Raw genomic sequence first — 26,573 nt, forward strand, 5'->3', positions numbered from 1 at the left:
CCTCCCTCCCACCCTGTCGAGCATTCCTGTGCAGACCGTGCATCTGACCCTGTTGTGCCACGCCCGGACGAACGCCCAGCGAACCGGCCATTTCGGCCACGATGAGGATGACCTTCTCCCTGGTCTGGAAAGGCTGCCCAGGACGTGCCAGCCGGTGCTGTGCGCACCTGAATTACGTACTCGGCAGACCGCTGCATGGGTGAGCGATGTCCCCGAGATCGATCCGCTGCTGCGGGACGTGAACCTGGGCCGCTGGCAGGGCCTGTCGCTCAAGCAGGTGCAGCACGACGAGCCTCAAGCCTTGGCTCGGTGGACAAGCGACCCCGACAGCGTGGTCCATGGCGGAGAGTCCATCGGCGGCTTGTGTCAGCGAGTGGCGTATTGGCTGCAGACGCGCAGCACGATACCCGGCAATTGTCTGGCGGTGACCCACCCCTTCGTCATTCGCGCCGCCCTGATGCACGTACTGGGCAGTTCACCGGCCAGCCTGCACCGCATGGACGTGCTGCCCTGTGCCAGCGTTCATCTGGTCCATACCGGCCAATGGCGCCTGCGCCTGATTCAGAACGCCAGCTTGTAGCCGATCAGCAGCAGCATGGTCGCCAGGCAGGGGCGCAGGATGCGATCGGATACCCGGCCGGCCAGATGGCTGCCCAGGTAGATGCCTGGCAGCGAGCCCAGCAGCAGGTAACCCAGCAGCGACCAGTCCATGTTGCCCATGCTGGCATGGCCCAGGCCTGCCACCAGGGTCAGTGGCACGGCGTGGGCGATCTCCGTGCCGACCAGGCGTCGCGTGACCAGGAACGGGTACAGCAGGAACAGCGCCACCGTCCCCAACGCCCCGGCGCCGATCGAAGTCAGCGTGACCATCACGCCCAGCACCACACCCGTGAATACCGTCAGCACGTTCAGCGTACGGTCGCTGAGGTGGTAGTGATCGCCGGCATGGCGGTTGGCGAAGGCCTGCAACCTGGAACGGAACAGGATCGCCAGGGCCGTGATGATCAGCACCACGGCCAGGCCCTGCTTGATGATGGCATTGAGCGCCGAGGTGTCGGCGTGCAGGGTGCCCAGGAACCACAAAGTCAACGCCGCGGCCGGCACGCTGCCCAGGCTCAGCAGCCCGGTGATCTTCCAGTCGATGTTTTGGTTGCGGCTGTGGACCCAGACGCCGCTGGCCTTGGTGATGGCCGCGTACAGCAGGTCGGTGCCGACGGCCGTGGCCGGGTTGATGCCGAACCAGAGCAGGATCGGCGTCATCAGCGAACCGCCGCCGACCCCCGTCATGCCCACGATGAAGCCTACGACAAGCCCTGCAAGGGTGAAACCGAACGAACCTACATCCATAACGCTCTCGACTGCCCAACTGTGCCCGTGATCGGATGGAGCCAGCATATAGAATTTTTTATAGCGAAATAGACTTGTTGGTTATTAGGTTATAACCGGCCATAGGGGAGGGGGTGTCGTAAGTTGCAAGCCGCAAGTTACAAGCGGATCGATGTCGCTTTGGCATAGCGAAGGGGCTCTCGCCACGAGGTGCTGCAAGCCCAGCGATACGGTATCGCTCTTGGCTTGCAGCTCGTAGCTCGCAGCTTAGATCCGGAAACTCCCGACCAGCTGCTTGAGGCGACCGGCCTGCTGGCCCAGCGCATCGCAATGACGCAGGGTCTGGTTGAGGTTTTCCACGCCCTGTTGGTTGAGGGTGTTGATCTGGGTGATGTCCAGGTTGAGGCTTTCGACCACGGCAGTCTGTTCCTCGGTGGCCGTGGCCACGGACTGGTTCATGCCGTCGATCTCGCCGATCTGCCGGGTCACGCTGTTCAGGCGTTCACCGGCCTGGTTGGCCACCTGCACGCTCTGCTCGCTCGAGACCTGGCTGGCGTTCATGGTGTGCACCGCTTCGCGCGACCCCACCTGCAGCGTGGTGATCATGCGGTGGATCTCCTCGGCCGATTCCTGGGTCCGGTGGGCCAGGTTGCGCACCTCGTCGGCGACCACCGCGAAGCCGCGACCGGCTTCCCCGGCACGGGCGGCTTCGATGGCGGCGTTGAGCGCCAGCAGGTTGGTCTGCTGGGAGATGCCCTTGATCACGTCGAGGATCTTGCCGATGTCATCGGTGCTGGCGTTGAGCACTTCGATCTGTTCGCACGACTCGCTGATCTTCTGCGACAGCGCGGTCATCGCCTGGATGCTTTCCTCGACCACGCGACGGCCATCGTGGGCTTGCTCGCTGGCGCCACTGGCATGTTGCGAGGCATCGGCGGCATTGCGCGCGATTTCCTGGGTGGCGGCACCCAACTGATTGATCGCCGCCGCCACGCTGTTGGTGCGCAGGCTCTGCTCCTCCGAACCGATGATCGAGGCGTTCGAGGCGCTCATGACCTTTTCCGACAGATCATGCACCAGGCGCGTGGCCGACGAGACTTCGGTGATCGAGGCATGGATGCGTTCGACGAAGCGGTTGAACGACCCGGCCAGCTCGCCGAACTCGTCCTTGTTCTGCACGGCCAGACGGCGGGTCAGGTCACCTTCGCCCTCGGCGATGTCGTGCATGGCACGGCCCATGGTGGTCAGCGGGCGCATCAGCACCGGGATCAGCAGGCCCAGCAGGCCGGCGATGGCGATGACCGCGACGATCATGGCGATGATCGCCGAGACGCGGAACTGGCCGAGCGCCGCATAGGCCTGGTCCTTGTCCACCACCAGGCCGACGTACCACTGCGCCGACGGCAGGCCGTCGATCGGGGCGAACGAGACGATCCGTTCATGCCCGTCGAGCACCACGTCCTGCATGCCCGGCTCGACCCGCAGGCCGCTGTCGGGGTAGAGATCCTTGAGGAACTTGGTCAGGTGGTCCTTGTTCTGGCTGACGATGACCTGGCCGTTCTTGTCCACCAGGTAAGCATGGCCGATGCCGCCGAAGTCGACCTTCTCGATGATCTGCACCAGGCTGTCGAGCGACAGGTCGCCGCCGACCACGCCCAGCAACGGACCACCGTTCTTGGGCTTGACCGGGACGGTGATGGTCACCACCAGACCGCCGACGGAGGCCTGGTAGGGCGCGGTCAGCACGGTCTTGCCGGCGGTTGCGGCCTCGCCGTACCACGGACGCTTGCGCGGGTCGTAGTCGGCCGGCATCTGCACGTCCGGGCGCTGGGTGAACACGCCGTTGTTCTGCCCCAGGTAGGTGAACTGGAAGTTGCGCAGGTAGGACGGCTGATCGATCAGGCTGGCCACGTTGCCATTGCCGGCAGCGGCTTGTTCGGCAATGTCCTCGGCCAGGTTCTCCACGATCAGGATCCGGCCGCTCATCCAGTTCTGCACGCTGCTGGCTGCCAGGGCGCCCGACTGACGCATGGACGAGTCGAGGTTCTGGGCGATGGTATGGCGCTGCAAGTAATCGTTGTAGAGCGTGAACAGGGCGAACGCCAGGATGACGATGCCGCTGGCACTCAGGAGGATCTTGTGGCGGAACTTCAGGTTCATGCGCGTTGACCTTGCATCCGTTGAGAAAGGGGGCGCGACTCGACACCGTGGCGAGAACGACCCGTTTCCCGCGTATCGGCAGAGAACGGCCAAGATTGAATGCCTGGGTCAACTATTTTGCGCAGCCTCCAGGGGTGGTGCGATCCAGGTCGCTGATGAGACCATGGCTACGATATCCATAGTCTTTCGCTGCTCTTTATAAGACCTGCCATAGCCAAAACCAATCGGCAGCATCAGCTTTGCCAATGAGCCATCGGCCGGTCGATTGGCTAGGATACTCCCCGTCAACGCATTTAAACCCATGAAGGAGCGCTTTCTGATGCCACTCATCAACAGCCAGGTAAAACCGTTCAACGCTACCGCCTACCACAATGGCGATTTCGTTCAACTGAGCGAAGCCGATCTTCAGGGCAAGTGGTCCGTGGTGTTCTTCTACCCGGCCGACTTCACCTTCGTGTGCCCGACCGAACTGGGCGACCTGGCCGACAACTACGCTGAATTCCAGAAACTGGGCGTGGAGATCTACGGTGTGTCGACCGACACCCACTTCACCCACAAAGCCTGGCACGACACCTCCGACACCATCGGCAAGATCCAGTACCCGCTGATCGGTGACCCGACCCACCAGATCGCTCGCAACTTCGACGTGCTGATCGAAGAGGCCGGCCTGGCCGATCGCGGTACCTTCGTGATCAACCCACAAGGCCAGATCAAGATCGTCGAGATCAACGACGGCGGCGTCGGCCGTGACGCCAGCGAACTGCTGCGCAAGGTCAAGGCGGCCCAGTACGTCGCCGCTCACCCAGGCGAAGTCTGCCCGGCCAAGTGGCAGGAAGGCGAGGCCACCCTGGCCCCATCGCTCGACCTGATCGGCAAGATCTAAGGCCATGCGCCTGCTGCGGACGGTGAACGACCGTCACCGGTAATGCTTCACCGCCCTGCAAAACGCCCGGGCGCTTGTGCCTGGGCGTTTTCATTTACAGCATTTGAAAGAAGGAAATCGCCCGCATGTTGGACGCCACGCTTAAATCGCAACTCAAGACCTACCTGGAGCGGGTTACCCAGCCGATCGAGATCGTCGCTTCCCTCGATGACGGCGCGAAGTCCCGCGAACTGCACGACCTGCTGGTGGAAATCGCCGGTCTGTCGAGCCTCATTACCCTGAGCGTGGACGGTGACGATGCCCGTCGCCCGTCGTTCTCGCTCAACCGCCCTGGGGCGGACATCGGCCTGCGTTTTGCCGGTATCCCCATGGGGCATGAATTCACTTCCTTGGTCCTGGCCTTGCTGCAAGTCGGTGGCCACCCGTCCAAGGCCAGCGCCGAGGTGGTCGAGCAGATCCGCGGGCTGCAGGGTGAATTCGTCTTCGAGACCTACTTCTCGCTGTCGTGCCAGAACTGCCCGGACGTGGTCCAGGCGCTGAACCTGATGGCGGTACTCAACCCCAACGTTCGCCACGTGGCGATCGACGGCGCGCTGTTCCAGGCCGAGGTCGAGTCGCGCCAGATCATGGCCGTCCCGAGCCTCTACCTCAACGGCGAGCCGTTCGGTCAAGGCCGCATGGGGCTGGAAGAAATCCTCGGCAAGATCGACACCAGTGCCGGCACCCGCCAGGCCGAGAAGATCAACGCCAAGGAGGCCTTCGACGTGCTGGTGGTCGGCGGTGGTCCAGCCGGTGCTTCGGCAGCGATCTATGCCGCACGCAAGGGTATTCGTACCGGTGTCGCCGCCGAGCGTTTCGGTGGCCAGGTGCTCGATACCCTGGCGATCGAGAACTTCGTGTCGGTGCACGAGACCGAAGGGCCGAAGCTGGCCGTCGCGCTCGAAGAGCACGTCAAGCAGTACGACGTCGACATCATGAACCTGCAGCGCGGTGAAGCGCTGATCCCTGCCGCCGAAGGCGGACTGCACGAGGTGCGCCTGAACAGCGGTGCTTCGCTCAAGGCCAAGACCGTGATCCTGGCCACCGGTGCGCGCTGGCGCGAGATGAACGTGCCGGGCGAGCAGGAATACCGGGGGCGTGGCGTGGCCTACTGCCCGCACTGCGATGGTCCGCTGTTCAAGGGCAAGCGCGTGGCGGTGATCGGGGGCGGCAACTCCGGCGTGGAAGCGGCCATCGACCTGGCGGGGATCGTCGCCCAGGTGACGCTGATCGAGTTCGACGGCCAGCTGCGCGCCGACGCCGTGTTGCAGCGCAAGCTGTACAGCCTGCCGAACGTCACGGTGATCACCAGCGCGCTGACCACCGAGGTGCAGGGCAATGGCGAGAAGGTCACGGGCCTGAGCTACAAGGACCGCACCACCGAGGTCGTGCATGCGCTCGAGCTCGAAGGCATCTTCGTGCAGATCGGCCTGCTGCCCAACACCGACTGGCTCAAGGGCACGGTCGAGCTGTCGCCGCGTGGCGAGATCATCGTCGATGCCCGTGGCCAGACCAGCGTGCCGGGGGTGTTCGCCGCCGGTGACGTGACCACGGTGCCGTACAAGCAGATCGTCATCGCCGTGGGCGAGGGTGCCAAGGCCTCCCTGGCGGCGTTCGACCATCTGATCCGCACCTCGGCGCCTGCCTGAGCCGTCGCGCCGTGTCGCTTGTCAGGCGACGCGGCCCTCGACGGTAAAATCCGCTGACATGTCCATGCAGGGCCCCTCCGGCCAGTGTCTATAGTCAAACTAGACACTGGCCGGAGGGGCCCTGCATGCGTTTGATCAGCCGTGAACCCTGGTGGCTCGTGCCGCCACGACCCGGTCAGCAGGAGCACGACCTGCACTGGGGCTACCTGGAAATCTATGCCGATGGACGCGCCGTGTTCATCGACCAGCGGCCCAGCGACCGTGAGCTGGCCGAGCGCAAGAGCTGTCGGCATTTCCCCGAGCCGGATCCGGTGTAGTGCCGCGCAAGATCAGCCTTCCCATTCGGCCAGACGTGTCTCGAGCGCGGCGATACGGCCCTCCAGGGCCTCGAAACGCTGTTCCGTGGCCGCGTCCGTACTGCCTGCGCCGCGCTCTGCGGTTGCGGCCTGGCGGGCGCTCAGAATTGCCTCGATCTCGGCGGGGTCGCCCAGCGCGTGGGTGTAGCGGTCTTCTCGCTGGCCTGCCTGTCGTGGCAGGTGCACCGCCAGTTCACGTGACACCAGGCGTTCGACCTGATGCTGCACTTGCGCCAGGTCCTCGAACGCGTGCAGGCGGCTGCTGCGGGTCAGCAGTTCGCTGAGCGTCTGGGGGCCGCGCAGGAACATCAGGCCCAGTAACGCCAGTTGCGCCGGCACCAGCTCCAGCGCCTTGTCGACGCGCTGCTCCCAGCGATCGGCGCGATTGCCCATCTGCAACCGGGTCAGCCCCTGGCTTTCCAGCGCGCGCAGGGCTTGCCCGACCTGGCCGGTGGTGAGGCTCATCACCGGCTCGCGGCTGGTCTTCTGGTTGCAGGCCAGCACCAGGGCGTTGAGGGTGAGCGGATAGGTCTCGGGACTGCTCGCCTGTTTTTCGATCAAGGCCCCAAGGACGCGGATCTCGACGGCGTTGAAGCGTGCAGCGCTGGCATTTTCAGAAGCTGACATGGCCCGATCTCATGAAGAGGAAGTGCCCAAGCCTAGGGGCGTCCCTGCCCGAAGACAAGCCGAAACCTGAGCAAGGCCTGTGGCTACCAATTGAACAGTTCGCGCCGTGCGCCTTCGGTGATGGCCAGGATCCCGGGGTGCTTCACTTTGCGCTCCACCGAAATGGCATAGAACGACTCGCGTACCGCTTCGGTCTGGCCGATCAACTGCACGTCGTCATGGCGACAGACTTCCTCGGCGATCACGCTGGGCGCGATGAACAGACCGCTGCCGGACTGGCCGAAAGCCTGCATCAAGGCACTGTCGTCGAACTCGCCGATGATCCGGGGCTGCACCCGTTGTTCGCTGAACCAGCGCAGCAGGCGGTTGCGGACCATGGTTTCCTGCCCGGGGACCAGCAGGGGCGCGTCCTGCAGGCAGGCAGGGAAGGGCGCCGTCAGCCGGGCGGCAAGCGCCGAGGTGGCGAAGAAGCTCAATCCGCACTCACCGAGCTTCTGGCTGTAGCCCTTGATGTCCAGGTGGCTCGGCATCGGACTGTCGGAGATCACCAGGTCCAGGCGCTGGATGGCCAGGTCGGCCAGCAGGCGTTCGAGCTTGTCTTCACGGCAACTGATGCGCAGCGGGCTGTCCAGCTCCATGGTCGGCGCGAGCAGGCGGTAGACGATGGACTTGGGGACCACGTCGGCCACCCCGACCCGGAACAGGATCTGCTGCTCGTCCGGGCGTGCCCGCAGCATGGCCTCCAGCTCGCTGCCGATCTGGAACATCTGTTCGGCGTATTCCAGGGTCCGACGGCCCTGCTCGGTCAGCTCGAGCTGGCGCCCGACCCGTTGGAACAGTTCGATGCCGTAAGTCTGCTCGAGCAGCGTGAGTTGGCCGCTGATGGTCTGCGGCGTGAGGTTCAGGTGCTCGCTAGCGCGCGTGACGCTGCCGGTGCGGGCCACGACCCAGAAGTAGTGCAGTTGGCGATAGTTGAGCATAAAGGACCGGCGGATTCGGAAAACCCGAAGTATAACCCGTTTAAATACGAATTTTACTGAAGCGTGTGCACCTCTAGAATCCTTCCATCACGCGCATGAGCGCGACCTGAACAGGAATCAACGGGGTTTCTATGCTTGACTTCAAATCGATCGGTACGCCACTGGTGTTGTCCATTGCCTTGCTGGCCATGAGTGGTTGCGACGAGGCCCGGCAATCGACACGCCAGGCGCTCGACCAGGCCGCCGAATCGGCCAAGTCGGTCATCGACCAGACCCACGACGTGGCGCAACAGGCCTTGGACGAGGCGATGGGGCCTGCCGATACGCCGCGACAGCCTGTCGAAGACACCCGTGATACCCAGGACATCTGACCCTTCCACCTGACGCAGGAATGATTCATGGAATACTTGCTGGAACTCGCCTCGAGCCCCACCGCCTGGGTCGCGCTCGCCACCCTGGTGGCGATGGAAGTCGTCCTGGGCATCGACAACCTGATCTTCATTTCCATCCTGACCAACAAGCTGCCGGAAGCGTACCGCTCCAAGGCGCGGCGCATCGGTATCAGCATGGCGCTGGTCATGCGCCTGGCCTTGCTCAGCACGGTGGCCTGGATCGTCCAGCTGACCGAGCCGGTGTTCGAGGTGTTCGGCCATGCGTTTTCCTGGAAGGACATGATCCTGATCGCCGGTGGCCTGTTCCTGCTGTGGAAGGCGACCAAGGAAATCCACGAAAGCGTCGATCCCCATGGCGCCAAGGAAGAAGCCAAGGTCGGCAACACCGTGACCATCGGGTTCGCCTCGGCCATCGGGCAGATCCTGATCCTCGACATCGTGTTTTCCATCGACAGCATCATCACCGCCGTGGGCATGACCGAGCACCTGCCGATCATGATCATCGCCGTGATCAGTGCCGTGATCGTGATGCTGCTGGCCGCCGACCCGCTGGCCAAGTTCATCAACGACAACCCGACCGTGGTCATGCTGGCCCTGGGCTTCCTGATCATGATCGGCATGACGCTGATCGCCGAAGGTTTCGGCGCCCATGTGCCCAAAGGCTACGTGTATGCGGCGATGGCCTTCTCCACTGCGATCGAGGTGCTCAACATCATGGCGCGCCGGGCCAGGATGAAGAAGGAAACGGGTCAGGGTTGAGCGTCGCCTGACCGGTTGCAACGTGCTGAAGCCCCTTCGGGGGCTTCAGGCGTTTCTGGGGTGACGGGGTCGGCGTGCCTGTACGCCTGACGCACCTGAGCCTATGATCGGGGCGCCCTGCCTTTCAACCGTCCTGACCCTTGCAAGTGAGCGCCCATGCCATCGATCTCTCCACCATTGTCTGCCTTCGCTCGTCGTCTATTGGCCGTGTGCGTGACGACGGCCCTGTTGGCCGGGTGCGCCAGCGAACCGCCGACGCTGCCCAGCGGGCTGGCGCAGCGTGTCGAGATCGGCAGCGTGCCGTTCTATCGCGGATACGCCAACCACAGTGGCGCCATGGCGCTGGCCGCGTTGCTCACCCAGCAGGGCGTGCAGATCACCCCAGGCATGCTCGATGCCCCGTTGGGCTTGCCGGAGGCGGCGGATCGACTGCAGGCGCGCATCCCGCCCGTGGCCCGCGACCATGGCATGGTCGTCTACCCGCTCGACCCGCGGCTGGAGGCATTGCTGGTCCAGGTCTCGGCGGGCAATCCGGTATTGCTCAGCTACCGCGAAGGCACGGCCTGGTGGGGTGAGCCGCGCTATGCACTGTTGATCGGCTATGACCGCTACAAGCGCCATGTGCTGCTGCGCTCAGGGATGAACCGTCGGCAACTCATGGACTTCGACGATTTCGCCCAGGCTTGGGCGAAGGAGGGGCGTTGGGCGGTGCTGGTGCAGCCACCGACGCAACCTGCCGCGCAGGTGGATCGGCAGCGCTGGCTGCAGGCCGCCGATGAACTGGCGCGCGCCGGTCAGGAACGGGCCGCACGCCAGGCGGTCAGCAGCCTGGACCGCTGACCGGCAGGTACGGCGCCTGTCAGAAGCCCAGGCGATCGCGCAGGCTGTAGTACCAGGCGCCCAACGCACTGAACGGCACTCGCAGGGCCTGGCCGCCCGGGAACGGGTAGTGCGGCAGCCCGGCGAAGGCATCGAAGCGTTCGGCCTGGCCACGCAGCGCTTCGGCCAGCACCTTGCCAGCCAGGTGTGTATAGGTCACGCCGTGACCGCTGCACCCTTGCGAGTAGTAGATGTTGTCGCCCAGGCGACCGACTTGCGGCAGGCGCGACAGGGTCAACAGGAAGTTGCCGGTCCAGGCGTAGTCGATCTTCACCTGCTTGAGCTGCGGGAAGGCCTTGAGCAGCTTCGGTCGGATGATCGCTTCGATGTTCGCCGGGTCACGCGCGCCGTAGACCACGCCACCGCCGAAGACCAGGCGCTTGTCTTGGGTCAGGCGGTAGTAGTCGAGCAGGTAGTTGCAGTCCTCGACGCAGTAGTCCTGCGGCAGCAGGCTGCGGGCCAGGTCCTCGCCCAGCGGCTCGGTGGTGATCACCTGGGTACCGCAGGGCATGGACTTGGCGGCCAGCTCAGGCACCAGGTTGCCCAGGTACGCATTGCCGGCGACGATGATGAACTTGGCGCGCACCTTGCCTTGGGGGGTGTGCACGACAGGGTTGGCACCCCGGTCGATACGCACCGCCGGGCTCTGCTCGTAGATCGTGCCGCCGAGCGATTCCACCGCGGCCGCCTCGCCCAGGGCCAGGTTGAGCGGGTGGAGATGGCCCCCGCTCATGTCCAGCATGCCACCGATGTAGTTTTCGCAGGCGACGACCTCGCGAATCCGACGCTGGTCGAGCAGCTCCAGTTGCGTGTGGCCGTAACGCTCCCACAGGCGTTTCTGCGATTCCAGGTGGCCCATCTGCTTGGGCGTGAGCGCGGCGAACACGCCGCCGTCCTTCAGGTCGCACTGGATACCATAGCGCGCCACGCGATCGCGAATGATGCGCGCACCCTCGAACGCCATGTCGCCCAGCAGCTTGGCCTGCTGAGGGCCGACACTGCGCTCGATGACGTCGATGTCGCGGCTGTAGCTGTTGACGATCTGCCCGCCATTGCGACCCGAGGCGCCGAAACCGACGCGAGCGGCTTCGAGTACGGTGACCTTGAAGCCGTTCTCCAACAGGAACAGGGCGCTGGACAGGCCCGTGTAGCCCGCGCCGATGATGCACACGTCAGTCTCTACTTCGCTCTGCAGTGCCGGGCGCGCCGGCGCTGGATTGGCCGAGGCGGCATAGTAGGACTGGGGATAGGAAGTAGTGGCCATGCTGCAGCACCTCGTGTTTTATATTTTTAACGGATGCGCTGATTCTATCAATAATAATAAACGCATGCCAGCGGCCCGTTAAAAATTCCTGACGGCAAGTGAGCAGTGGGTCTGATCAGTGCAAGGTCGATAAAAGAGTGGAGATTCAGTGGCTTAGGAAAAATACTGGTTGACACGCCTGAGCAGGTGCGTAGAATGCGCCCTCATCGACAGGCACATAGCTCAGTTGGTTAGAGCACCACCTTGACATGGTGGGGGTCGTTGGTTCGAGTCCAATTGTGCCTACCAAATCGAAAAGAGGGGCGATCCGAAAGGGTCGCCCTTTTTTTGCGCGCGTTTTTCGAAGAAGGCGCCGCCATGCACGGAGGTGTAGGCCTGCACGCAAAGTTTCTGATTTTTTTGAAGAAAACGCTTTACAAGATCAGGGCGCACTCGTAATATGCGCGCCACACGACAGGCACATAGCTCAGTTGGTTAGAGCACCACCTTGACATGGTGGGGGTCGTTGGTTCGAGTCCAATTGTGCCTACCAAATCGAAAAAGGGCGATCTGCGCAGATCGCCCTTTTTTATTGCCCGCGAAAACCCGTCAGGTGGCTGCGGCCTTGTGTCGCAAGGTCCGCTTCGGTCACCGATGATCATTGGCCTGAGCAGTGCGCCGTCCCAGGCACGCCCCTGACGAGGCGGTCGACCGTGTTAGAATCCCCGCTTCTGAACGGGAGATGATGGCGTGCGCAAACTGGCAGTGGTAATGGCGGTGCTGGCTCTGGCTGGCTGTGACAACGAAGTCGAAGGCGTGCACAAGCGGGTCGCTGAAAGCCTGGCGCGCCCTGACACGGCCAAGTTCGCCAACGTGCGGATCTCCCCGGAAGGCACCATCTGTGGTCAGTTCCGTGGCAAAGACCAGGCCGGTCAGTACGAAGCCTACCGCAGTTACGTCGCTATCAAGCAGGGCAGCGACTACCAGATCATCGTCGACGAGTCGGGCAACGACCTGCGCATCCGTGAAGTGTGCGGCGGCGCCGACCTGCAGCGCCGCGCCGATGCGTTGGCCGACCAGCCGGCGCCCGAAGGCTGGGACGTCGAAGTCGTCCAGGGCGCCAACATGGGCGCCATGACCGACATGACGGCGCGCTTGCTGGAAAAAGGCATCCCTTCGTCCGTCGAGTACCGCAACGGCAAGCCGGTGGTGCTGATGGGGCCGTTCCCGAGCAAGGCCGAAGCCGAAGCCCGCAAGACCGAAGTCATGGCCAAGCTGGGTACCGACTCGGTGGTGATCCAGCACGGCGCCACGCGCTGAGGTTCTGAGGGGAGTATTGGTGCCGACCTCGCTGTCACAGCTATGCTCAATGGCACAGGCTGCGCGGGAGGGCCACATGTCTACCTTGGAGCGGGCGATCGCCTTGGCGGCCCAGGCCCATGAGGGGCAATACGACAAAGGCGGCAACGCCTACATTCTTCACCCATTGCGGGTCATGCTGCGCGTGGCGACGCCAGAGCAGCGCATCGTCGCCGTGCTGCACGACGTGCTGGAAGACACGCCCACCACCCTGGCCGACCTGGCGCGCCAGGGGTTTTCGCTGAAGATCCTGGCGGCCGTGCATGCCTTGAGCCGCCGCCAGGACGAGTCGTACCTGGACTTCGTGGTGCGCGTCGGTGATGACCCCCTGGCACGCGTCGTCAAGCTGGCCGACCTGGCCGACAACAGCGACATGTCGCGCATTCCCTGCCCTGGGCCGGATGACGTCGCGCGGATGGCCAAGTACAGCGAAGCGAGCGCCTACCTCAACACGCTGGCCTGACAGTCAACGGCAGGCGCCCAGGTCCACCGGGCCGACGAAGGGGTTGCCGTGGCCCATCAGGCAGGCCACGCGCTGGTTACGCTGGCGTTCCCACGGTTGTACCGGGTAGGTCTTGTCCCAGGCCTCGAGCAACTGGCGGTCCTGCTTCGACAGGCGCAGGGCGTAACGCTGGCTCATGTAGAAGTGCGTCCGCGCGATCATGCCGCGGATCGACGGCCGTGGCATCACCCGACGTGCCTTGAAATCGACCTGGGTCAGGCACTGGCCATACTGGCCATGCTTCTCGGGCAGCCAGCCGAAGCTGTAATTGCTGCGATCCCCGTTGACCTCGCCGATACTGGGCACCAGGTTGTGCAGATCGGCCTCGGCGCGCCGGAACACCTCATCGTTGCGTGCGCAGTTCTTGCGCCCGCCGTGCTGCCAGCACTGGCGCTGATGGCCGATCTGCCAGGCCGAGACGATGTGCTCCCATTCGATGCGCGAGGCGCGCTTTGGGTTCTTGCGCGGTGTGTACCCGCAGGTGCGTGGATCGACCTTGTTGCCGCTGTACTTGCAGCCGCAGTAGAACTCGGTGGATTGCGGCGCATACAGTGTCCAGGCGACTTTCTTCGCCTCCTGGAACGTGCGCGGCGCATCGGCATGGGCATAGGCAAGAGGCAGCGCGAGCAACAGGCCCGCCAGGGTGAGCGTCAACACGTTCATGGTCGGTCAGTCATCCTGCGGCACGGTCCAGAACAGCTGCACACCGCCATCGTCGCGATGGGCGATGGTCACGTTGTCGTTCTCGGCGATCTCGTCGAGCAACGTCAGCCAGTCTTCGGGCGACTCGCCCTCGAGCCGGTAGATCAGGGCTGCGCGACTGCGCTGGGCGGCGGGGCTGTTGATGATCTTCTGGATGCGGGTTCCCAGTAGCGCAAAGCTCGAGGGGGTGGCAGGTGCAGGGCTGGCCATGGCGGATCCTTGGTGGGCTGTATGCGCGTACAGTATTTCACCGTAGGACATTTCGCAACCAAGCATAAGTTTCTTTACCGTCACGCTCGGGGATATCGCCATCGCCCGTCGACCGGGCTGTCGTGTCTTTGGGAGGTACGGCGAGGTCGGCCTGTGCTCTGTTACGAAAACAGCAAAAGCTTATCTTTCAAATTGTAAAAATAACAATTGCCAATGCGAATTATTTCCACATAGCATTCGCTCGTTTTTCAGGCCCTTACGGTTTTCCCACTTTCAGGATTCGTCTATCGATGCGCCGCTCGATCGCCTCGCTGTGCCTGCTGCATGCCTTACCCGCCTTGGCCCTGGCCGCCGAAGCCCCTGTCACGCCGCCTCCCAGCATCGAACTGGGCGCGGTGAACATCGACGCCGATGCTGCGGATTGGCAGACCGCCACGAGCCCGGTGCAAGGCTACAAGGCCGAGCGCTCTGCCAGTGCCACGCGCACCGATACCGCACTGCACGAGACGCCCCAGTCCATCAGCGTGGTGCCCCGAGACGTGCTGCAAGACACCTCCGCCACGCGCCTGCAGGACGGGTTGGACTATGCTGGCGGTGTAGGGCGCGCCAACAATTTCGGAGGCCAGGGCCTGACCACCTTGACCGTTCGCGGCTTCACCACGGGCGAGTTCTACCGCAACGGGTTCCCCATCAACCGGGGTTACCCCAACGCGCCGGATGCCAACACCGTGGAGCGCCTCGAGGTGATCCGTGGGCCGGCGAGCACCTTGTACGGTCGGGGCGATCCGGGCGGCACTTTCAACATCGTCAGCAAGCAGCCGCAGCTCGACGACAAGGTCACTCTGGGCAGTCAGGTCGACGACCAGGGCCTGCGCCGTGCCACGCTCGATGCTACCGGCGCGCTCACCCAGGACGGTGCCTTGGCCTACCGGCTCAACGTGCTGGGTGAGGGCGGCGAGAGTTTCCGTGATGAGGTGGGCAGCGAGCGCTACGGTGTGGCGCCCGTGCTCAGCTGGCAGGTCGATGAGGCCACCCGGATCGTCTTCGAGGGTGACTTCATGCGCAACAACCACCCCCTGGACCGTGGCTTGACCCGCTTGCCCAGGCAGGCCGGCACGGCCTCGCGTGACACCAACGTCTGGGAGAAGGGCGGCGACAACCTGCTGCACAACGACAACGACATGGCCCAGTTGCGTTTCGAGCACCTGCTCAATGACGACTGGACCCTGACCGGTGGCATGCAGTGGCTGGACGGCTCGCTCAAGGGCAATGCCGTGGAAGCCAACGGGCTGCAGGCCGATGGACGCACCCTGGGGCGCAACTTCAACTACCGCGAACTGGAATGGACCAGTCGCGACTACCAGCTCAACCTGACCGGGCATTTCGACACCGCCGGCCTGTCGCACACCTTGCTGACCGGGCTCGAGTACGAGGACTACGACTACAGCTCGATCATCCTGCGCTCGGCGGGCGGCGCGAGCGCCTATCCGGTCGATCTGTTCAGTCCTGTGCTGGGGCAGCCGCGACCTGCGCTGACGCGCACGACGACCCACGATCGGGAGAACCTCAAGACCTGGGCCGCTTTCGTCCAGGATCAAGTCACCCTGACCGAGCGGCTCAAGGCACTGGCCGGTGTGCGCTTCGAACGCTTCGAGCACGACTACGAGGACAAGCTCAGCGATGCTCGCGACTTCTCCAATGGCCAGAACGGCGTGACACCGCGCGTGGGGTTGATGTACGACCTGACCGAGACCCTGGCGCTCTACGCCACGGCGTCACGCTCGTTCAAGCCCAACAGTGGCACCAGCCTGCAAGGCGGCGGGTTCGACCCGGAAAAGGGCAAGTCCTATGAGGTCGGGGTGAAGTGGGAGAGCCTCGACCGTCGGTTGAGCGTCGATGCCGCCGTGTACCACACGGTCAAGGAAAACGTGTTGACCCGCGATCCGAACGACCCGACCGGTACCTACAGCGTGGCCGCAGGCGAGGTCCGCAGTCGCGGCTTCGACCTGAACATCGCCGGCAACCTCACGCCCGAATGGCGAGTGATCGGCGGCTATGCCTACGTCGATGCCGAGGTGACGCGCGACAACACCCTGGCGCGCGGTATACGCCTGGCGAACATTCCGCGCAACAGCTTCAGCCTGCTGAACACGTATGAGTTCCAGGACGGTGTGGCGAAAGGGCTGGGGTTGGGGGTGGGCTTCAAGCATGTGGACGACCGTGCCGGGCAGACGGCAGCCTCGACCTACACCATGGACCACTACAGCGTGGTGGACCTGTTGAGCTTCTACACGGTCAACGAGCACGTGCGGCTGAACCTGGACGTGAAGAACGTCTTCAATACGCGGTATGACGAGGGGGCCTTCAACACCTATGTGTACCCAGGCGCACCACGCACCGTGCAGGCGGGTGTTTCCTACACGTTCTGATCGAACGGTGTGAGCGAGAGGGCCGTCCGGCCCTCTCGTCAGGCGGAGCGTTTAGTATTCCCAGAAGATCCGCTGCAGCTCTTTGCTGTCCTGGGTCTTGGTCATGGCGACCATGGCCAGGATGCGGGCCTTCTGCGGGTTCAGGTCATGGGCGACGACCCAGTCGTTCTTGTCGTCGGGCTGCTCGGCGTTACGCAGGACGAAGCCGCCCTGGTTGACGTGCGAGGAGCGGATGATCTGCACGCCGTTCTTGCGCAGCTCCTGCAGGGCCGGTACCACGCGGGAGGACACCGAGCCGTTGCCGGTGCCGGCGTGGATCAGTGCCTTGGCGCCGTTCTGGGCCAGGGCCTTGTACGCGGTGTCGGTCACGTTGCCGTAGCCGTAGGCGATGTCCACCTGCGGCAGGCTGCTGATCTGCTTGATATCGAATTCCGAGTCGACGGTGTGGCGCTTGGCCGGCAGGCGGAACCAGTACGACTTGCCTTCCACGACCATGCCCATCGGGCCCCAGGCGCTCTTGAACGCTTCGGTCTTGATGTTGACCGACTTGCTGACATCGCGGCCCGACTGGATTTCATCGTTCATGGTCACCAGGACGCCCTTGCCACGCGACTGCTTGTCGCTGGCGACGGCCACGGCGTTGTACAGGTTGAGCATGCCATCGGCGGACATGGCCGTGCCTGGGCGCATGGAGCCGACCACCACGATCGGTTTCTCGGTCTTCTCCACCAGGTTCAGGAAGTAGGCGGTTTCTTCCAGGGTGTCGGTGCCATGGGTGATGACGATGCCGTCGACGTCTGGGCTGTCGGCCAGTTCGGCGACGCGCTTGCCCAGTTGCAGCAGGTTTTCGTTGCTGATGCTTTCCGAGGCGATCTGCATCACCTGTTCGCCACGCACCTTGGCCAGGTTGCCCAGTTCCGGCACGCCTGCGATCAGCTTGTCGACGCCCACCTTGGCCGCCTGGTAGGTGGCGCTGTTGGCGGTACTGGCGCCGGCCCCGGCGATGGTGCCGCCGGTGGCCAGGATCACGACATTGGCCAGAGCCTGCTGTTGCTTGGCCTCTTCGGCGCTGACATGGGCTGGCAAGGCCAGCAGCAGTGCAAGGGCACTGGGGATGAAGGTCTTCATGGCGACGTGGATCATTATTGTTCTCGCTCTTCCTAAATGAGATGGGCTGTATTGCCCAGCAAATTCAGGCAGTTTTCGTACCAACCTGGTCACACTGCCTGATGGCGCAGCTGATGGACATTCGCGAGGCGTGGAGCCGGTGCGCAAGGCAGGCATGCAGGGGCGGGCGTTCGGTGCTCCGAACGAGCTGTCGCGGCCTCGTTCGGTTTTTCGTGCAGGTTCGTTCAGGCGTGGTCGCGTGCGGGGTGCGATGCCCACGCACGCCCGGTCACGGCGCAGGATCTTGCGCGGTGATGGCGCGCGGTGCGTGCCGCTCGAGTACCTGTTCAGTGAAGGCGCGTGCCGCCTGACCGCCCAAATCGCGCACCAGCAGGTCGATCGCGATCAACAACAGCTCTTCAGGGGTGCCTGGGCTATAGGCGCTCTGGCCCTCCGGCCACTTGACCTTGATGTCGGCATCGATGCTATGACGGCTCATGAGTGTTCTCGTGGCAGGGTGGACGTGGGTGAGCGGCAGGCATTCGTCTCCTCGCTCAGCGGAGCAGGCCAAGGCCTTGGGCATGTGAGGGTGTCTTGGGTGTGCATGGCGGACTCTACGGCATGAGCATGAAGGTCTGGGTTGGCCTGGCGGGCGTGCCGTTTCGAAGGGCGTAAGATCCGGTCACGATTGCAATGGGCCAGCCTGTGCGGATTTAAGGCACACTCGACAGGTTTTGCAACAAACGCTTGATGGCATTGTCGCATTAGGCAGCCCACGTGATCGATTAGGAGGATTCATGTTTCATACTCGCGCTTCCCTGGCGGCCTTGCTGGTCGCTGCAGCCCTGGCCGGGTGCAGTATCGGAGGGGGCTCGGACGATCGTGACGCTACGTCTGCGGCTGCAGCGGCCGATGAGGGCGGGCGCTGCTCGGCCAGCGGTGCCGACTTCGCCATGGGCAAGCCGGCCAGCGCCGACTTGCTGGAGCAGGCGCGCAAGGCCAGCGGCGCCCAGTATGCGCGTATCCTCAAGCCTGATGACATGGTGACGCTGGAATACCGTTCCGAGCGCCTGAACCTGAACGTGGATGGGCAAGGTGTGGTGAACCGCATCAACTGTGGCTGAGTGCGTCCAGCGGGGGGCGTCCGTGCGCTGCCCGTTGCGGTCGGTTCGGCGCCCTGGCAGGGACGACCTGCGGCACGGCAGCGTGACTGCGGGGCAGGGAGCGGCTCCTGCGGCACATGCTCGTACTGCCCGTTCCGGGTATAAAAAAACCCGCCAGAAGGCGGGTTCTTTTACAGCGGTAAGCCCGAATTACTCCGGACGAACCTGTGCAGCCTGCATGCCCTTCTGACCACGTTCAGCAACGAACGAAACGGTCTGGCCTTCTTTCAGGCTCTTGAAGCCGTCGGATTCGATGGCCTTGAAGTGAACGAACAGGTCGTCGCCGCCGCCTGCTGGGGTGATGAAGCCGTAGCCTTTTTCATCATTGAACCATTTGACGGTGCCTTGTTGGCGATTGGACATGGGTGAATCTCCGGAATCTTGAAATTTTTCAGTAGTGCGATGTGGCCGAGGCTACAGACTGCACGCGTCACATCATAGTCTAATTTTGCGCGTGTCGCGTCAATTACCTTTGCACAATCGTGATCCAGCGCAAAAGAACGATGAATCCTGTACGAAGCTTCAGCGCGCAGCGCAGGCCTTGGCCACGACAGCCTGGGCTTTTTCCATCAGCTTGGCATCGACGCCCTGCTTGCTGTCGAGCTGCTCGATCTCCTTGGTGCTGAAGTTCTTCTCGATCGCCCCAGCGCCGCATTCGCAGTGCTGCTTGGCAGCGGCGGCATCCAGGCCTTTGCTGCTCGCCACCTGGGTGCATTGAGCCATGTAGGCGTCTTTCTTGCCGGCTGGCCACGCTTCGGCGTGGGCTGCCAGGGGCAGCATCAGGGCACCTGCCGCGGTCAGGGCCAGAAGAGACTGAAATCGCATAACCGTTAACTCCTTCGGTAAGGTCTCATCAAGAGTAGGGTGGTTCCGGCAATTGTGACGGGCAATCAAGGCCACAAGTTCACCGGCAGGTTGGGATTCCCAAATATTCATAGGGTGGCTCGGCAGGGCGTGCTAGCATGACCGGCTCACGACGGGCCAGCCTGGCCTCGTCGTCATTCTTCCAGTCACTCTGGTTCGACCCTGGCAAGCTCAACGGCTTCTGCCACTGTGAGGCAGGCTTTCCCGCGGGAAAGGCAGGGCGGATCTTGTACTGGCTCATCCCAACCCACGTGACCTTTGGTAGGGGTCACCACTAGGAGAGGAGGCGCCATGCCCGTAATCACTCTTCCCGATGGCAGTCAGCGGTCCTTCGAGCAGGCCGTCAGCGTTGCCGACGTCGCCGCATCCATCGGCGCAGGCCTGGCCAAGGCCACCCTGGCCGGCAAGGTCGACGGCAAGCTGGTCGACGCCTGCGACCTGATCGACCACGATGCCACGCTGCAGATCATCACGGCGAAGGACCAGGAGGGGCTGGACATCATCCGCCACTCCTGTGCCCACCTGATCGGTCATGCGGTCAAGCAGCTGTACCCGACGGCCAAGATGGTCATCGGCCCGGTGATCGATGAAGGCTTCTACTACGACATCGCCTACGAACGCCCCTTCACCCCCGAAGACCTGGCGGCCATCGAAGCGCGCATGCGGCAGCTGATCGACACCGACTACGACGTGATCAAGAAGATGACCCCGCGCGCCGAGGTCATCGACGTCTTTGCCAGCCGTGGCGAGGACTACAAGCTGCGTCTGGTCGAAGACATGCCGGACGAGCAGGCCATGGGCCTGTACTACCACGAAGAATACGTCGACATGTGCCGGGGTCCGCACGTGCCGAACACGCGCTTCCTCAAGGCGTTCAAGCTGACCAAGCTGTCCGGCGCCTACTGGCGTGGCGATGCCAAGAACGAACAGCTGCAGCGTGTCTATGGCACCGCCTGGGCCGACAAGAAGCAGTTGGCCGCGTACATCCAGCGCATCGAGGAAGCCGAGAAGCGCGACCACCGCAAGATCGGCAAGCAGCTCGACCTGTTCCACCTGCAGGAAGAGGCGCCAGGCATGGTGTTCTGGCACCCGGCCGGCTGGACGGTGTACCAGGTGCTCGAGCAGTACATGCGCCAGGTCCAGCGTGACAACGGCTACCTCGAGATCAAGACGCCGCAGGTGGTCGATCGCGTGCTGTGGGAGCGTTCCGGCCACTGGTCCAACTACGCCGAGAACATGTTCACCACCTCGTCGGAAAGCCGCGACTTCGCCGTCAAGCCGATGAACTGCCCGTGCCACGTGCAGGTGTTCAACCAGGGCCTGAAGTCCTACCGTGACCTGCCGCTGCGCCTGGCCGAGTTCGGTGCCTGCCACCGCAACGAGCCCTCTGGCGCTCTGCACGGCATCATGCGCGTGCGCGGCTTCACCCAGGACGACGCGCACATCTTCTGCACCGAAGATCAGGTGAAGAAGGAGGCTGCCGACTTCATCCGCCTGACCCTCGACGTCTACAAGGACTTCGGGTTCACCGACGTCGCCATGAAGCTCTCGACCCGTCCCGCCAAGCGTGTGGGTTCCGAAGAGCTGTGGGATCGCGCCGAAGGTGCTTTGGCCGATGCGTTGAACGAATCGGGCCTGGAGTGGGAATACCAGCCGGGCGAGGGCGCGTTCTACGGGCCGAAGATCGAGTTCACCCTGCGCGACTGCCTGGGCCGTAACTGGCAGTGCGGCACGCTGCAGTACGACCCGAACCTGCCTGAGCGCCTGGACGCCAGCTACATCGCCGAGGACAACAACCGTCGTCGTCCGGTGATGCTGCACCGCGCCATCCTCGGTTCGTTCGAGCGCTTCATCGGCATGCTCATCGAGCATTACGCCGGTGTCTTCCCCGCGTGGCTGGCGCCGACCCAGGCGGTGATCATGAATATCACCGACAAACAGGCCGATTTTGCCCTTGACGTGGAAAAAACTCTGAATTCCAGCGGATTCCGTGCCAAGTGCGACTTGAGAAATGAGAAGATCGGCTTTAAAATCCGCGAGCATACCTTGCTCAGGGTCCCGTATCTTTTGGTTATAGGGGACCGCGAGGTCGAAACGCAAACCGTCGCTGTGCGGACTCGTGAAGGTGCGGACCTGGGCTCCATGCCCGTCACCCAGTTCACCGAGCTCCTGGCGCATGCGGTTTCCCGGCGTGGTCGCCAAGAATCGGAGTAATGACTATTAAGCGTGATATGAGAAACGATAAACGAGCTGCCCCGAAGGCCCCGATCAACGAGAATATCTCGGCACGCGAGGTTCGGTTAATTGGCGCGGATGGCGAGCAGGTTGGCATCGTCTCGATCGATGAAGCGCTTCGTATCGCTGAAGAAGCGAAGCTGGATCTGGTAGAAATTTCTGCCGATGCCGTACCTCCTGTCTGCAAGGTCATGGACTACGGCAAGCACCTCTTCGAGAAGAAGAAGCAGGCCAACGAGGCCAAGAAAAACCAGAAGCAGATCCAGATCAAAGAAATCAAGTTTCGTCCAGGGACGGAGGAAGGGGATTACCAGGTAAAACTACGCAACCTGGTACGTTTCCTTAGTGAAGGGGACAAGGCCAAGATCTCTCTGAGATTCCGTGGTCGTGAGATGGCCCACCAGGAGCTGGGCATGGAGCTGTTGAAGCGGGTCGAAGGTGACCTCGTGGAATACGGCACCGTCGAGCAGCATCCTAAGATGGAAGGACGCCAGCTGATGATGGTCATCGCCCCCAAGAAAAAGAAATAACCACCAGGGCACGGCAGGCCTTGCGGTTATGTTTATCCACTCAATGCGGAGTTCCGAACATGCCAAAGATGAAAACCAAAAGCGGTGCAGCGAAGCGTTTCTTGAAAACCGCTTCCGGCTTCAAGCACAAGCACGCTTTCAAGAGCCACATCCTGACCAAAATGTCGACCAAGCGTAAGCGTCAATTGCGTGGTAGCAGCTTGCTGCACCCGTCCGACGTCGCGAAAGTCGCGCGCATGCTGCGCGTTCGTTAATTCTGGTCAACGATAGAGGAAGTTACTCATGGCTCGTGTAAAGCGTGGCGTCATCGCTCGTAAGCGTCACAAGAAAATCCTGAAACTGGCTAAAGGCTACTATGGTGCACGCTCGCGCGTGTTCCGCGTTGCCAAGCAGGCTGTCATCAAGGCGGGTCAATACGCCTACCGTGACCGTCGTCAGAAGAAGCGTCAGTTCCGCGCACTGTGGATCGCTCGTATCAACGCCGGTGCCCGCACCAACGGTCTGTCCTACAGCCGTCTGATTGCTGGCCTGAAAAAGGCGTCGATCGAAATCGACCGCAAGGTTCTGGCCGATCTGGCAGTGAACGAAAAAGCGGCGTTTGCTGCGATTGTCGAGAAAGCTAAAGCCGTTCTGGCTTAAGTACCCACGACAATCACCCGGCGGCGCTCGCGGCGTCGGGTATTGAACGTCATCGATAGGGGAAGAGCCTGTAAAGCTCTTCCCCTATTTCGTATCTGGAGTCTGTACATGGAAAACCTGGATGCGCTGGTCTCTCAAGCCCTGGAGGCCGTGGAGCGCGCTGAAGACATCAATGCCCTGGAGCAGATCCGGGTTCACTACCTCGGCAAGAAAGGCGAACTGACCCAGGTGATGAAGACCCTGGGCAACCTGCCGGCCGACGAACGACCGAAGGTCGGGGCGCTGATCAACGACGCCAAGGAACGCGTCACCGTCGTGCTCAACGCCCGCAAGGCCGCGTTCGAAGAGGCCGCCCTGAGTGCGCGCCTGGCCGCCGAGTGCATTGATGTGACCTTGCCAGGCCGTGGCCAGACCACCGGTGGCCTGCACCCGGTCACCCGTACCCTCGAGCGCATCGAACAGTTCTTCACCCACATCGGCTACGGCATCGCTGAAGGCCCCGAGGTCGAAGACGACTACCACAACTTCGAAGCGCTCAACATCCCCGGCCACCACCCGGCGCGGGCGATGCACGATACCTTCTACTTCAACGCGAACATGCTGTTGCGCACGCACACCTCGCCGGTGCAGGTGCGGACCATGGAGTCCAGCCAGCCGCCGATCCGCATCGTCTGCCCAGGCCGCGTGTACCGCTGCGACTCGGATATCACCCATTCGCCGATGTTCCACCAGGTCGAAGGCCTACTGGTTGATCGCGACATCAATTTTGCCGACCTCAAAGGCACCATCGAAGAATTCCTGCGCGTGTTCTTCGAGAAGGAACTGGCCGTGCGTTTCCGGCCTTCGTTCTTCCCCTTCACCGAGCCGTCCGCCGAAGTCGACATCCAGTGCGTGATGTGTTCCGGCAAAGGCTGCCGTGTCTGCAAGCAGACCGGCTGGCTGGAAGTCATGGGCTGCGGCATGGTGCACCCGAACGTGCTGCGCATGTCCGGCATCGATCCGGAAGAGTACCAGGGCTTCGCCTTCGGCATGGGGGCCGAGCGCCTGGCCATGCTGCGTTACGGCGTCAACGATCTGCGTCTGTTCTTCGACAACGACCTGCGGTTCCTCGCGCAATTCCGCTAGGCCCGTACCCGACGCATATTCCAGGAGAACAGCATGAAATTCAGTGAACAGTGGCTGCGCGGTTGGGTCAACCCGCAGGTCTCCCGTGACGAGCTGGTCGCTCGTCTGTCGATGGCCGGTCTGGAGGTCGACAGCGTGACCCCGGCGGCGGGCCAGTTCAGCGGTATCGTGGTCGGCGAAGTGCTGGCCACCGAGCAACACCCGGACGCCGACAAACTGCGCGTCTGCCAGGTCAGCAACGGCAGCGAGACCTTCCAGGTCGTCTGCGGCGCGCCCAACGTGCGCCCGGGCCTGAAGATCCCGTTCGCCATGATCGGCGCCGAGCTGCCCGGCGACTTCAAGATCAAGAAGGCCAAGCTGCGCGGCGTCGAGTCCTTCGGCATGCTGTGCTCGGCGGCCGAACTGCAGATCAGCGAAGAGAACGATGGCCTGCTCGAGCTGGCGGCCGACGCGCCGGTGGGGAAGGACATCCGTGCCTACCTGAACCTCGACGACGCCAGCATCGAAGTGGACCTGACCCCCAACCGCGGCGACTGCCAGTCGCTGGCCGGTCTGGCCCGCGAAGTCGGCGCGCTGTACGGCGCGCCGGTCAGCCGCATCGACGTGCCGGCGGTTACCGTCGCGCACGATGAGGTTCGTCCGGTCGAGGTGCTCGCGCCTCACGCCTGCCCGCGTTACCTGGGTCGGGTGATTCGCAATGTCGACCTGTCCCGCCCGACGCCCCTGTGGATGGTCGAGCGCCTGCGCCGTAGCGACGTGCGCAGCATCGATGCGGCCGTGGACATCACCAACTACGTGATGCTCGAACTCGGTCAACCCCTGCACGCCTTCGACCTGGCCGAGATCAACGGCGGCATCCGCGTGCGCATGGCCGAGGCCGGCGAGAAGCTGGTCCTGCTCGATGGCCAGGAAGTCAGCCTGCGTCCCGACACGCTGGTCATCGCCGACCATGCCCGCGCCCTGGCGATCGCCGGCGTGATGGGTGGCGAGCACAGCGGCGTCAGCGCCGGCACCCGCGACCTGTTCCTGGAAAGCGCCTTCTTCGACCCGATCGCCATCGCCGGCAAGGCCCGCTCCTACGGCCTGCACACCGATGCATCGCACCGCTTCGAGCGCGGCGTCGACTCGCAGCTGGCACGTGAGGCCATGGAGCGCGCGACGGCCCTGGTGCTGGAGATCGTCGGCGGCGAGCCGGGCCCCATCATCGAAAGCGTCAGCCAGCAGCACCTGCCGTCGGTCGCCCCGATCACCCTGCGCGCCGAGCGCATCGACCAGATGCTCGGCATGCAGATGCCGGCCGACCAGGTCGAGCAGCTGCTCAACGCCCTGGGCCTGACGACCCGTGCGAGCGGGGCAGGGCAGTGGACCGTCGAGGTGCCAAGCCACCGCTTCGACATCAGCCTGGAAGTGGACCTGATCGAAGAGCTGGCACGCCTGTACGGCTACAACCGCCTGCCCGTGCGTTACCCGCAGGCGCGCCTGGCCCCGCAACCGCGTGGTGAAGCGCGCAGCGAGCTGCCGACCTTGCGTCGTCTGCTGGTCGCACGCGGTTACCAGGAAGCGATCACCTACAGCTTCATCGATCCGAAGCTGTTCGAGCTGTTCACGCCAGGTGTCGAACCCCTGCTGCTGGCCAACCCCATCTCCAGCGACATGGCCGCCATGCGCGCCTCGCTGTGGCCAGGTCTGGTCAAGGCCGTGCAGCACAACCTCAACCGCCAGCAGGACCGCGTGCGCCTGTTCGAGAGCGGGCTGCGTTTCGTCGGCCAGTTGGGTGCGCTCGAGCAGCAGCCCATGCTGGCAGGCGTGGTCACCGGCAGCCGTCTGCCCGAAGGCTGGGCCAACGGACGTGATGCGGTCGACTTCTTCGACGTCAAGGCCGACGTCGAAGCCGTGCTCGGTCATGCCGGTGCCCTGGACGCCTTCGCGTTCGTGCCAGGCAAACACCCGGCGCTGCACCCCGGTCAGACCGCCCGTATCGAACGTGACGGCCAGGAAGTCGGCTACCTCGGTGCCCTGCACCCGGAGCTGGCCAAGGCCCTGGGTCTGGAGCGTCCGGTGTTCGCCTTCGAACTGATCCTGGGCGAAGTGGCCGAAGGCCGTCTGCCAGCGTTCAGCGAACTGTCGCGCTTCCCCGAAACGCGCCGCGACCTGGCCTTGATCGCTGGCCGCGACGTCTCGGCCAGCGCCGTGCTCGACACCATCCGTGCGCACGCAGGCGAGTGGCTGACCGACTTGCGGCTGTTCGACGTGTATCAGGGCAAAGGCATTGATCCGGATCGAAAAAGCCTGGCGGTCGGCTTGACCTGGCAGCATCCATCGCGCACTCTTAATGACGATGAGGTGAATGCCACCTTGCAGACGATCCTCACCTCGCTCGAACAAGGGTTGAACACCACGTTAAGGAAATAGCGT

The 26,573-nt window shown here is 63.3% G+C and carries 28 protein-coding genes, 2 tRNA genes and 1 pseudogene; 19 read left to right on the top strand and 12 right to left on the bottom strand.

Features of this window, described 5'->3' with window-relative positions:
- The coding region (locus tag G7007_RS16495; protein WP_308852304.1) for a histidine phosphatase family protein at nt 1-580 on the top strand (580 nt) is incomplete at its 5' end.
- On the opposite strand, the gene G7007_RS16500 is transcribed toward G7007_RS16495, so the two are convergent.
- The 3 genes and pseudogenes from G7007_RS16500 to G7007_RS22560 form a co-directional block, all read right to left on the bottom strand.
- Nucleotides 562-1,347: a sulfite exporter TauE/SafE family protein gene (locus tag G7007_RS16500; RefSeq protein ID WP_181103351.1), complete on the bottom strand. Its 786-nt coding sequence runs from the start codon at nt 1,345-1,347 to the stop codon at nt 562-564. The two genes, G7007_RS16495 and G7007_RS16500, sit on opposite strands and share 19 nt — an antisense overlap.
- 246 nt (nt 1,348-1,593) lie before the next feature.
- Complete coding sequence (locus G7007_RS22555; protein ID WP_369811790.1) at nt 1,594-2,379, bottom strand: methyl-accepting chemotaxis protein; 786 nt, start codon at nt 2,377-2,379, stop codon at nt 1,594-1,596.
- Nucleotides 2,380-2,448: 69 nt separating this feature from the next.
- Nucleotides 2,449-3,486, bottom strand: a pseudogene (locus tag G7007_RS22560) (HAMP domain-containing protein); the annotation flags it as partial.
- Nucleotides 3,487-3,805: 319 nt separating this feature from the next.
- Here G7007_RS22560 and ahpC point away from each other — a divergent pair.
- The 3 genes from ahpC to G7007_RS16520 all read left to right on the top strand — a co-directional run bounded on the left by ahpC (nt 3,806) and on the right by G7007_RS16520 (nt 6,374).
- Nucleotides 3,806-4,369 (top strand): alkyl hydroperoxide reductase subunit C, encoded by a 564-nt coding sequence (gene ahpC / locus G7007_RS16510; RefSeq protein WP_181103354.1) that lies wholly within the window; start codon nt 3,806-3,808, stop codon nt 4,367-4,369.
- Nucleotides 4,370-4,494: 125 nt separating this feature from the next.
- Nucleotides 4,495-6,057 carry an alkyl hydroperoxide reductase subunit F gene (gene ahpF / locus G7007_RS16515; protein ID WP_181103356.1) on the top strand — a complete coding sequence of 521 codons (1,563 nt, stop codon included), beginning with the start codon at nt 4,495-4,497 and terminating at the stop codon, nt 6,055-6,057.
- 125 nt (nt 6,058-6,182) lie between these two features.
- Entirely contained in the window at nt 6,183-6,374 is a 192-nt protein-coding gene (locus tag G7007_RS16520) for a hypothetical protein (RefSeq protein WP_181103358.1), read from the top strand.
- A 12-nt stretch (nt 6,375-6,386) separates the two neighbouring features.
- Here the strand turns inward: G7007_RS16520 and G7007_RS16525 are convergent, their stop codons facing one another.
- A complete protein-coding gene (locus G7007_RS16525) occupies nt 6,387-7,040 on the bottom strand; it encodes a YceH family protein (protein ID WP_181103360.1) in 654 nt (217 codons plus the stop codon).
- 83 nt (nt 7,041-7,123) lie between these two features.
- Nucleotides 7,124-8,020 (bottom strand): transcriptional activator NhaR, encoded by an 897-nt coding sequence (gene nhaR, locus G7007_RS16530; RefSeq protein ID WP_181103362.1) that lies wholly within the window; start codon nt 8,018-8,020, stop codon nt 7,124-7,126.
- Nucleotides 8,021-8,151: 131 nt separating this feature from the next.
- Between nhaR and G7007_RS16535 the strand changes: the two genes are divergently transcribed.
- The 3 genes from G7007_RS16535 to G7007_RS16545 all read left to right on the top strand — a co-directional run bounded on the left by G7007_RS16535 (nt 8,152) and on the right by G7007_RS16545 (nt 10,011).
- Entirely contained in the window at nt 8,152-8,391 is a 240-nt protein-coding gene (locus G7007_RS16535; protein WP_181103364.1) for a hypothetical protein, read from the top strand.
- A gap of 27 nt (nt 8,392-8,418) precedes the next feature.
- The gene (locus tag G7007_RS16540) at nt 8,419-9,171 is read left to right on the top strand and encodes a TerC family protein (protein ID WP_181103366.1); all 753 of its coding nucleotides are present in this window, start codon (nt 8,419-8,421) and stop codon (nt 9,169-9,171) included.
- 156 nt (nt 9,172-9,327) lie between these two features.
- Nucleotides 9,328-10,011, top strand: coding sequence for a peptidase C39 family protein (locus tag G7007_RS16545; RefSeq protein ID WP_181103368.1), 684 nt, complete (start codon nt 9,328-9,330; stop codon nt 10,009-10,011).
- Between the two features lie 19 nt (nt 10,012-10,030).
- Here G7007_RS16545 and G7007_RS16550 read toward each other — a convergent pair whose 3' ends face one another.
- The gene (locus G7007_RS16550) at nt 10,031-11,314 is read right to left on the bottom strand and encodes an NAD(P)/FAD-dependent oxidoreductase (RefSeq protein ID WP_181103369.1); all 1,284 of its coding nucleotides are present in this window, start codon (nt 11,312-11,314) and stop codon (nt 10,031-10,033) included.
- Nucleotides 11,315-11,525: 211 nt separating this feature from the next.
- Between G7007_RS16550 and G7007_RS16555 the strand changes: the two genes are divergently transcribed.
- From G7007_RS16555 to G7007_RS16570, 4 genes are all read left to right on the top strand, one after another.
- Nucleotides 11,526-11,602 (top strand) — tRNA-Val (locus tag G7007_RS16555).
- A gap of 167 nt (nt 11,603-11,769) precedes the next feature.
- Nucleotides 11,770-11,846 (top strand) — tRNA-Val (locus G7007_RS16560).
- A 197-nt stretch (nt 11,847-12,043) separates the two neighbouring features.
- Nucleotides 12,044-12,613, top strand: coding sequence for an SPOR domain-containing protein (locus tag G7007_RS16565; protein WP_181103370.1), 570 nt, complete (start codon nt 12,044-12,046; stop codon nt 12,611-12,613).
- A gap of 76 nt (nt 12,614-12,689) precedes the next feature.
- Nucleotides 12,690-13,115: a GTP pyrophosphokinase gene (locus tag G7007_RS16570; protein WP_181103371.1), complete on the top strand. Its 426-nt coding sequence runs from the start codon at nt 12,690-12,692 to the stop codon at nt 13,113-13,115.
- Between the two features lie 3 nt (nt 13,116-13,118).
- Here G7007_RS16570 and G7007_RS16575 read toward each other — a convergent pair whose 3' ends face one another.
- Nucleotides 13,119-13,817, bottom strand: a complete 699-nt coding sequence (locus G7007_RS16575) for an endonuclease (protein WP_181103372.1) — start codon at nt 13,815-13,817, stop codon at nt 13,119-13,121.
- Between the two features lie 6 nt (nt 13,818-13,823).
- On the bottom strand, nt 13,824-14,066 hold the full coding sequence (locus G7007_RS16580) for a DUF1654 domain-containing protein (protein WP_181103373.1): 243 nt from the start codon (nt 14,064-14,066) through the stop codon (nt 13,824-13,826).
- Nucleotides 14,067-14,356: 290 nt separating this feature from the next.
- Here G7007_RS16580 and G7007_RS16585 point away from each other — a divergent pair, with 290 nt between their 5' ends.
- On the top strand, nt 14,357-16,495 hold the full coding sequence (locus G7007_RS16585) for a TonB-dependent siderophore receptor (protein ID WP_181103374.1): 2,139 nt from the start codon (nt 14,357-14,359) through the stop codon (nt 16,493-16,495).
- A 51-nt stretch (nt 16,496-16,546) separates the two neighbouring features.
- Here G7007_RS16585 and G7007_RS16590 read toward each other — a convergent pair whose 3' ends face one another.
- Both G7007_RS16590 and G7007_RS16595 read right to left on the bottom strand, forming a co-directional pair.
- The gene (locus G7007_RS16590) at nt 16,547-17,638 is read right to left on the bottom strand and encodes an asparaginase (RefSeq protein WP_375139503.1); all 1,092 of its coding nucleotides are present in this window, start codon (nt 17,636-17,638) and stop codon (nt 16,547-16,549) included.
- A gap of 253 nt (nt 17,639-17,891) precedes the next feature.
- Nucleotides 17,892-18,101: a hypothetical protein gene (locus G7007_RS16595; protein ID WP_181103377.1), complete on the bottom strand. Its 210-nt coding sequence runs from the start codon at nt 18,099-18,101 to the stop codon at nt 17,892-17,894.
- A 298-nt stretch (nt 18,102-18,399) separates the two neighbouring features.
- Between G7007_RS16595 and G7007_RS16600 the strand changes: the two genes are divergently transcribed.
- Entirely contained in the window at nt 18,400-18,726 is a 327-nt protein-coding gene (locus G7007_RS16600) for an I78 family peptidase inhibitor (RefSeq protein ID WP_181103378.1), read from the top strand.
- Between the two features lie 189 nt (nt 18,727-18,915).
- Here G7007_RS16600 and G7007_RS16605 read toward each other — a convergent pair whose 3' ends face one another.
- Nucleotides 18,916-19,128, bottom strand: a complete 213-nt coding sequence (locus G7007_RS16605) for a cold-shock protein (protein ID WP_003250656.1) — start codon at nt 19,126-19,128, stop codon at nt 18,916-18,918.
- Between the two features lie 159 nt (nt 19,129-19,287).
- A complete protein-coding gene (locus G7007_RS16610; RefSeq protein WP_181103380.1) occupies nt 19,288-19,590 on the bottom strand; it encodes a hypothetical protein in 303 nt (100 codons plus the stop codon).
- A 330-nt stretch (nt 19,591-19,920) separates the two neighbouring features.
- Between G7007_RS16610 and thrS the strand changes: the two genes are divergently transcribed.
- The 6 genes from thrS (at nt 19,921) to pheT (ending at nt 26,570) form a co-directional block, all read left to right on the top strand.
- Nucleotides 19,921-21,843, top strand: coding sequence for a threonine--tRNA ligase (gene thrS / locus G7007_RS16615; protein WP_181103381.1), 1,923 nt, complete (start codon nt 19,921-19,923; stop codon nt 21,841-21,843).
- Complete coding sequence (infC, locus tag G7007_RS16620; RefSeq protein ID WP_181091294.1) at nt 21,843-22,394, top strand: translation initiation factor IF-3; 552 nt, start codon at nt 21,843-21,845, stop codon at nt 22,392-22,394. The genes thrS and infC overlap by 1 nt, the downstream gene beginning before the upstream one ends.
- A gap of 59 nt (nt 22,395-22,453) precedes the next feature.
- Nucleotides 22,454-22,648, top strand: a complete 195-nt coding sequence (rpmI, locus tag G7007_RS16625) for a 50S ribosomal protein L35 (protein WP_008100408.1) — start codon at nt 22,454-22,456, stop codon at nt 22,646-22,648.
- A gap of 28 nt (nt 22,649-22,676) precedes the next feature.
- Nucleotides 22,677-23,033 carry a 50S ribosomal protein L20 gene (gene rplT / locus G7007_RS16630; protein WP_003250671.1) on the top strand — a complete coding sequence of 119 codons (357 nt, stop codon included), beginning with the start codon at nt 22,677-22,679 and terminating at the stop codon, nt 23,031-23,033.
- A 108-nt stretch (nt 23,034-23,141) separates the two neighbouring features.
- Complete coding sequence (gene pheS / locus G7007_RS16635; RefSeq protein WP_060393185.1) at nt 23,142-24,158, top strand: phenylalanine--tRNA ligase subunit alpha; 1,017 nt, start codon at nt 23,142-23,144, stop codon at nt 24,156-24,158.
- Between the two features lie 33 nt (nt 24,159-24,191).
- Entirely contained in the window at nt 24,192-26,570 is a 2,379-nt protein-coding gene (pheT, locus tag G7007_RS16640) for a phenylalanine--tRNA ligase subunit beta (protein ID WP_181103382.1), read from the top strand.
- Nucleotides 26,571-26,573: the final 3 nt, after the last annotated feature.

Source organism: Pseudomonas entomophila (genome assembly GCF_013523125.1).
Classification (GTDB): domain Bacteria; phylum Pseudomonadota; class Gammaproteobacteria; order Pseudomonadales; family Pseudomonadaceae; genus Aquipseudomonas; species Aquipseudomonas entomophila_B.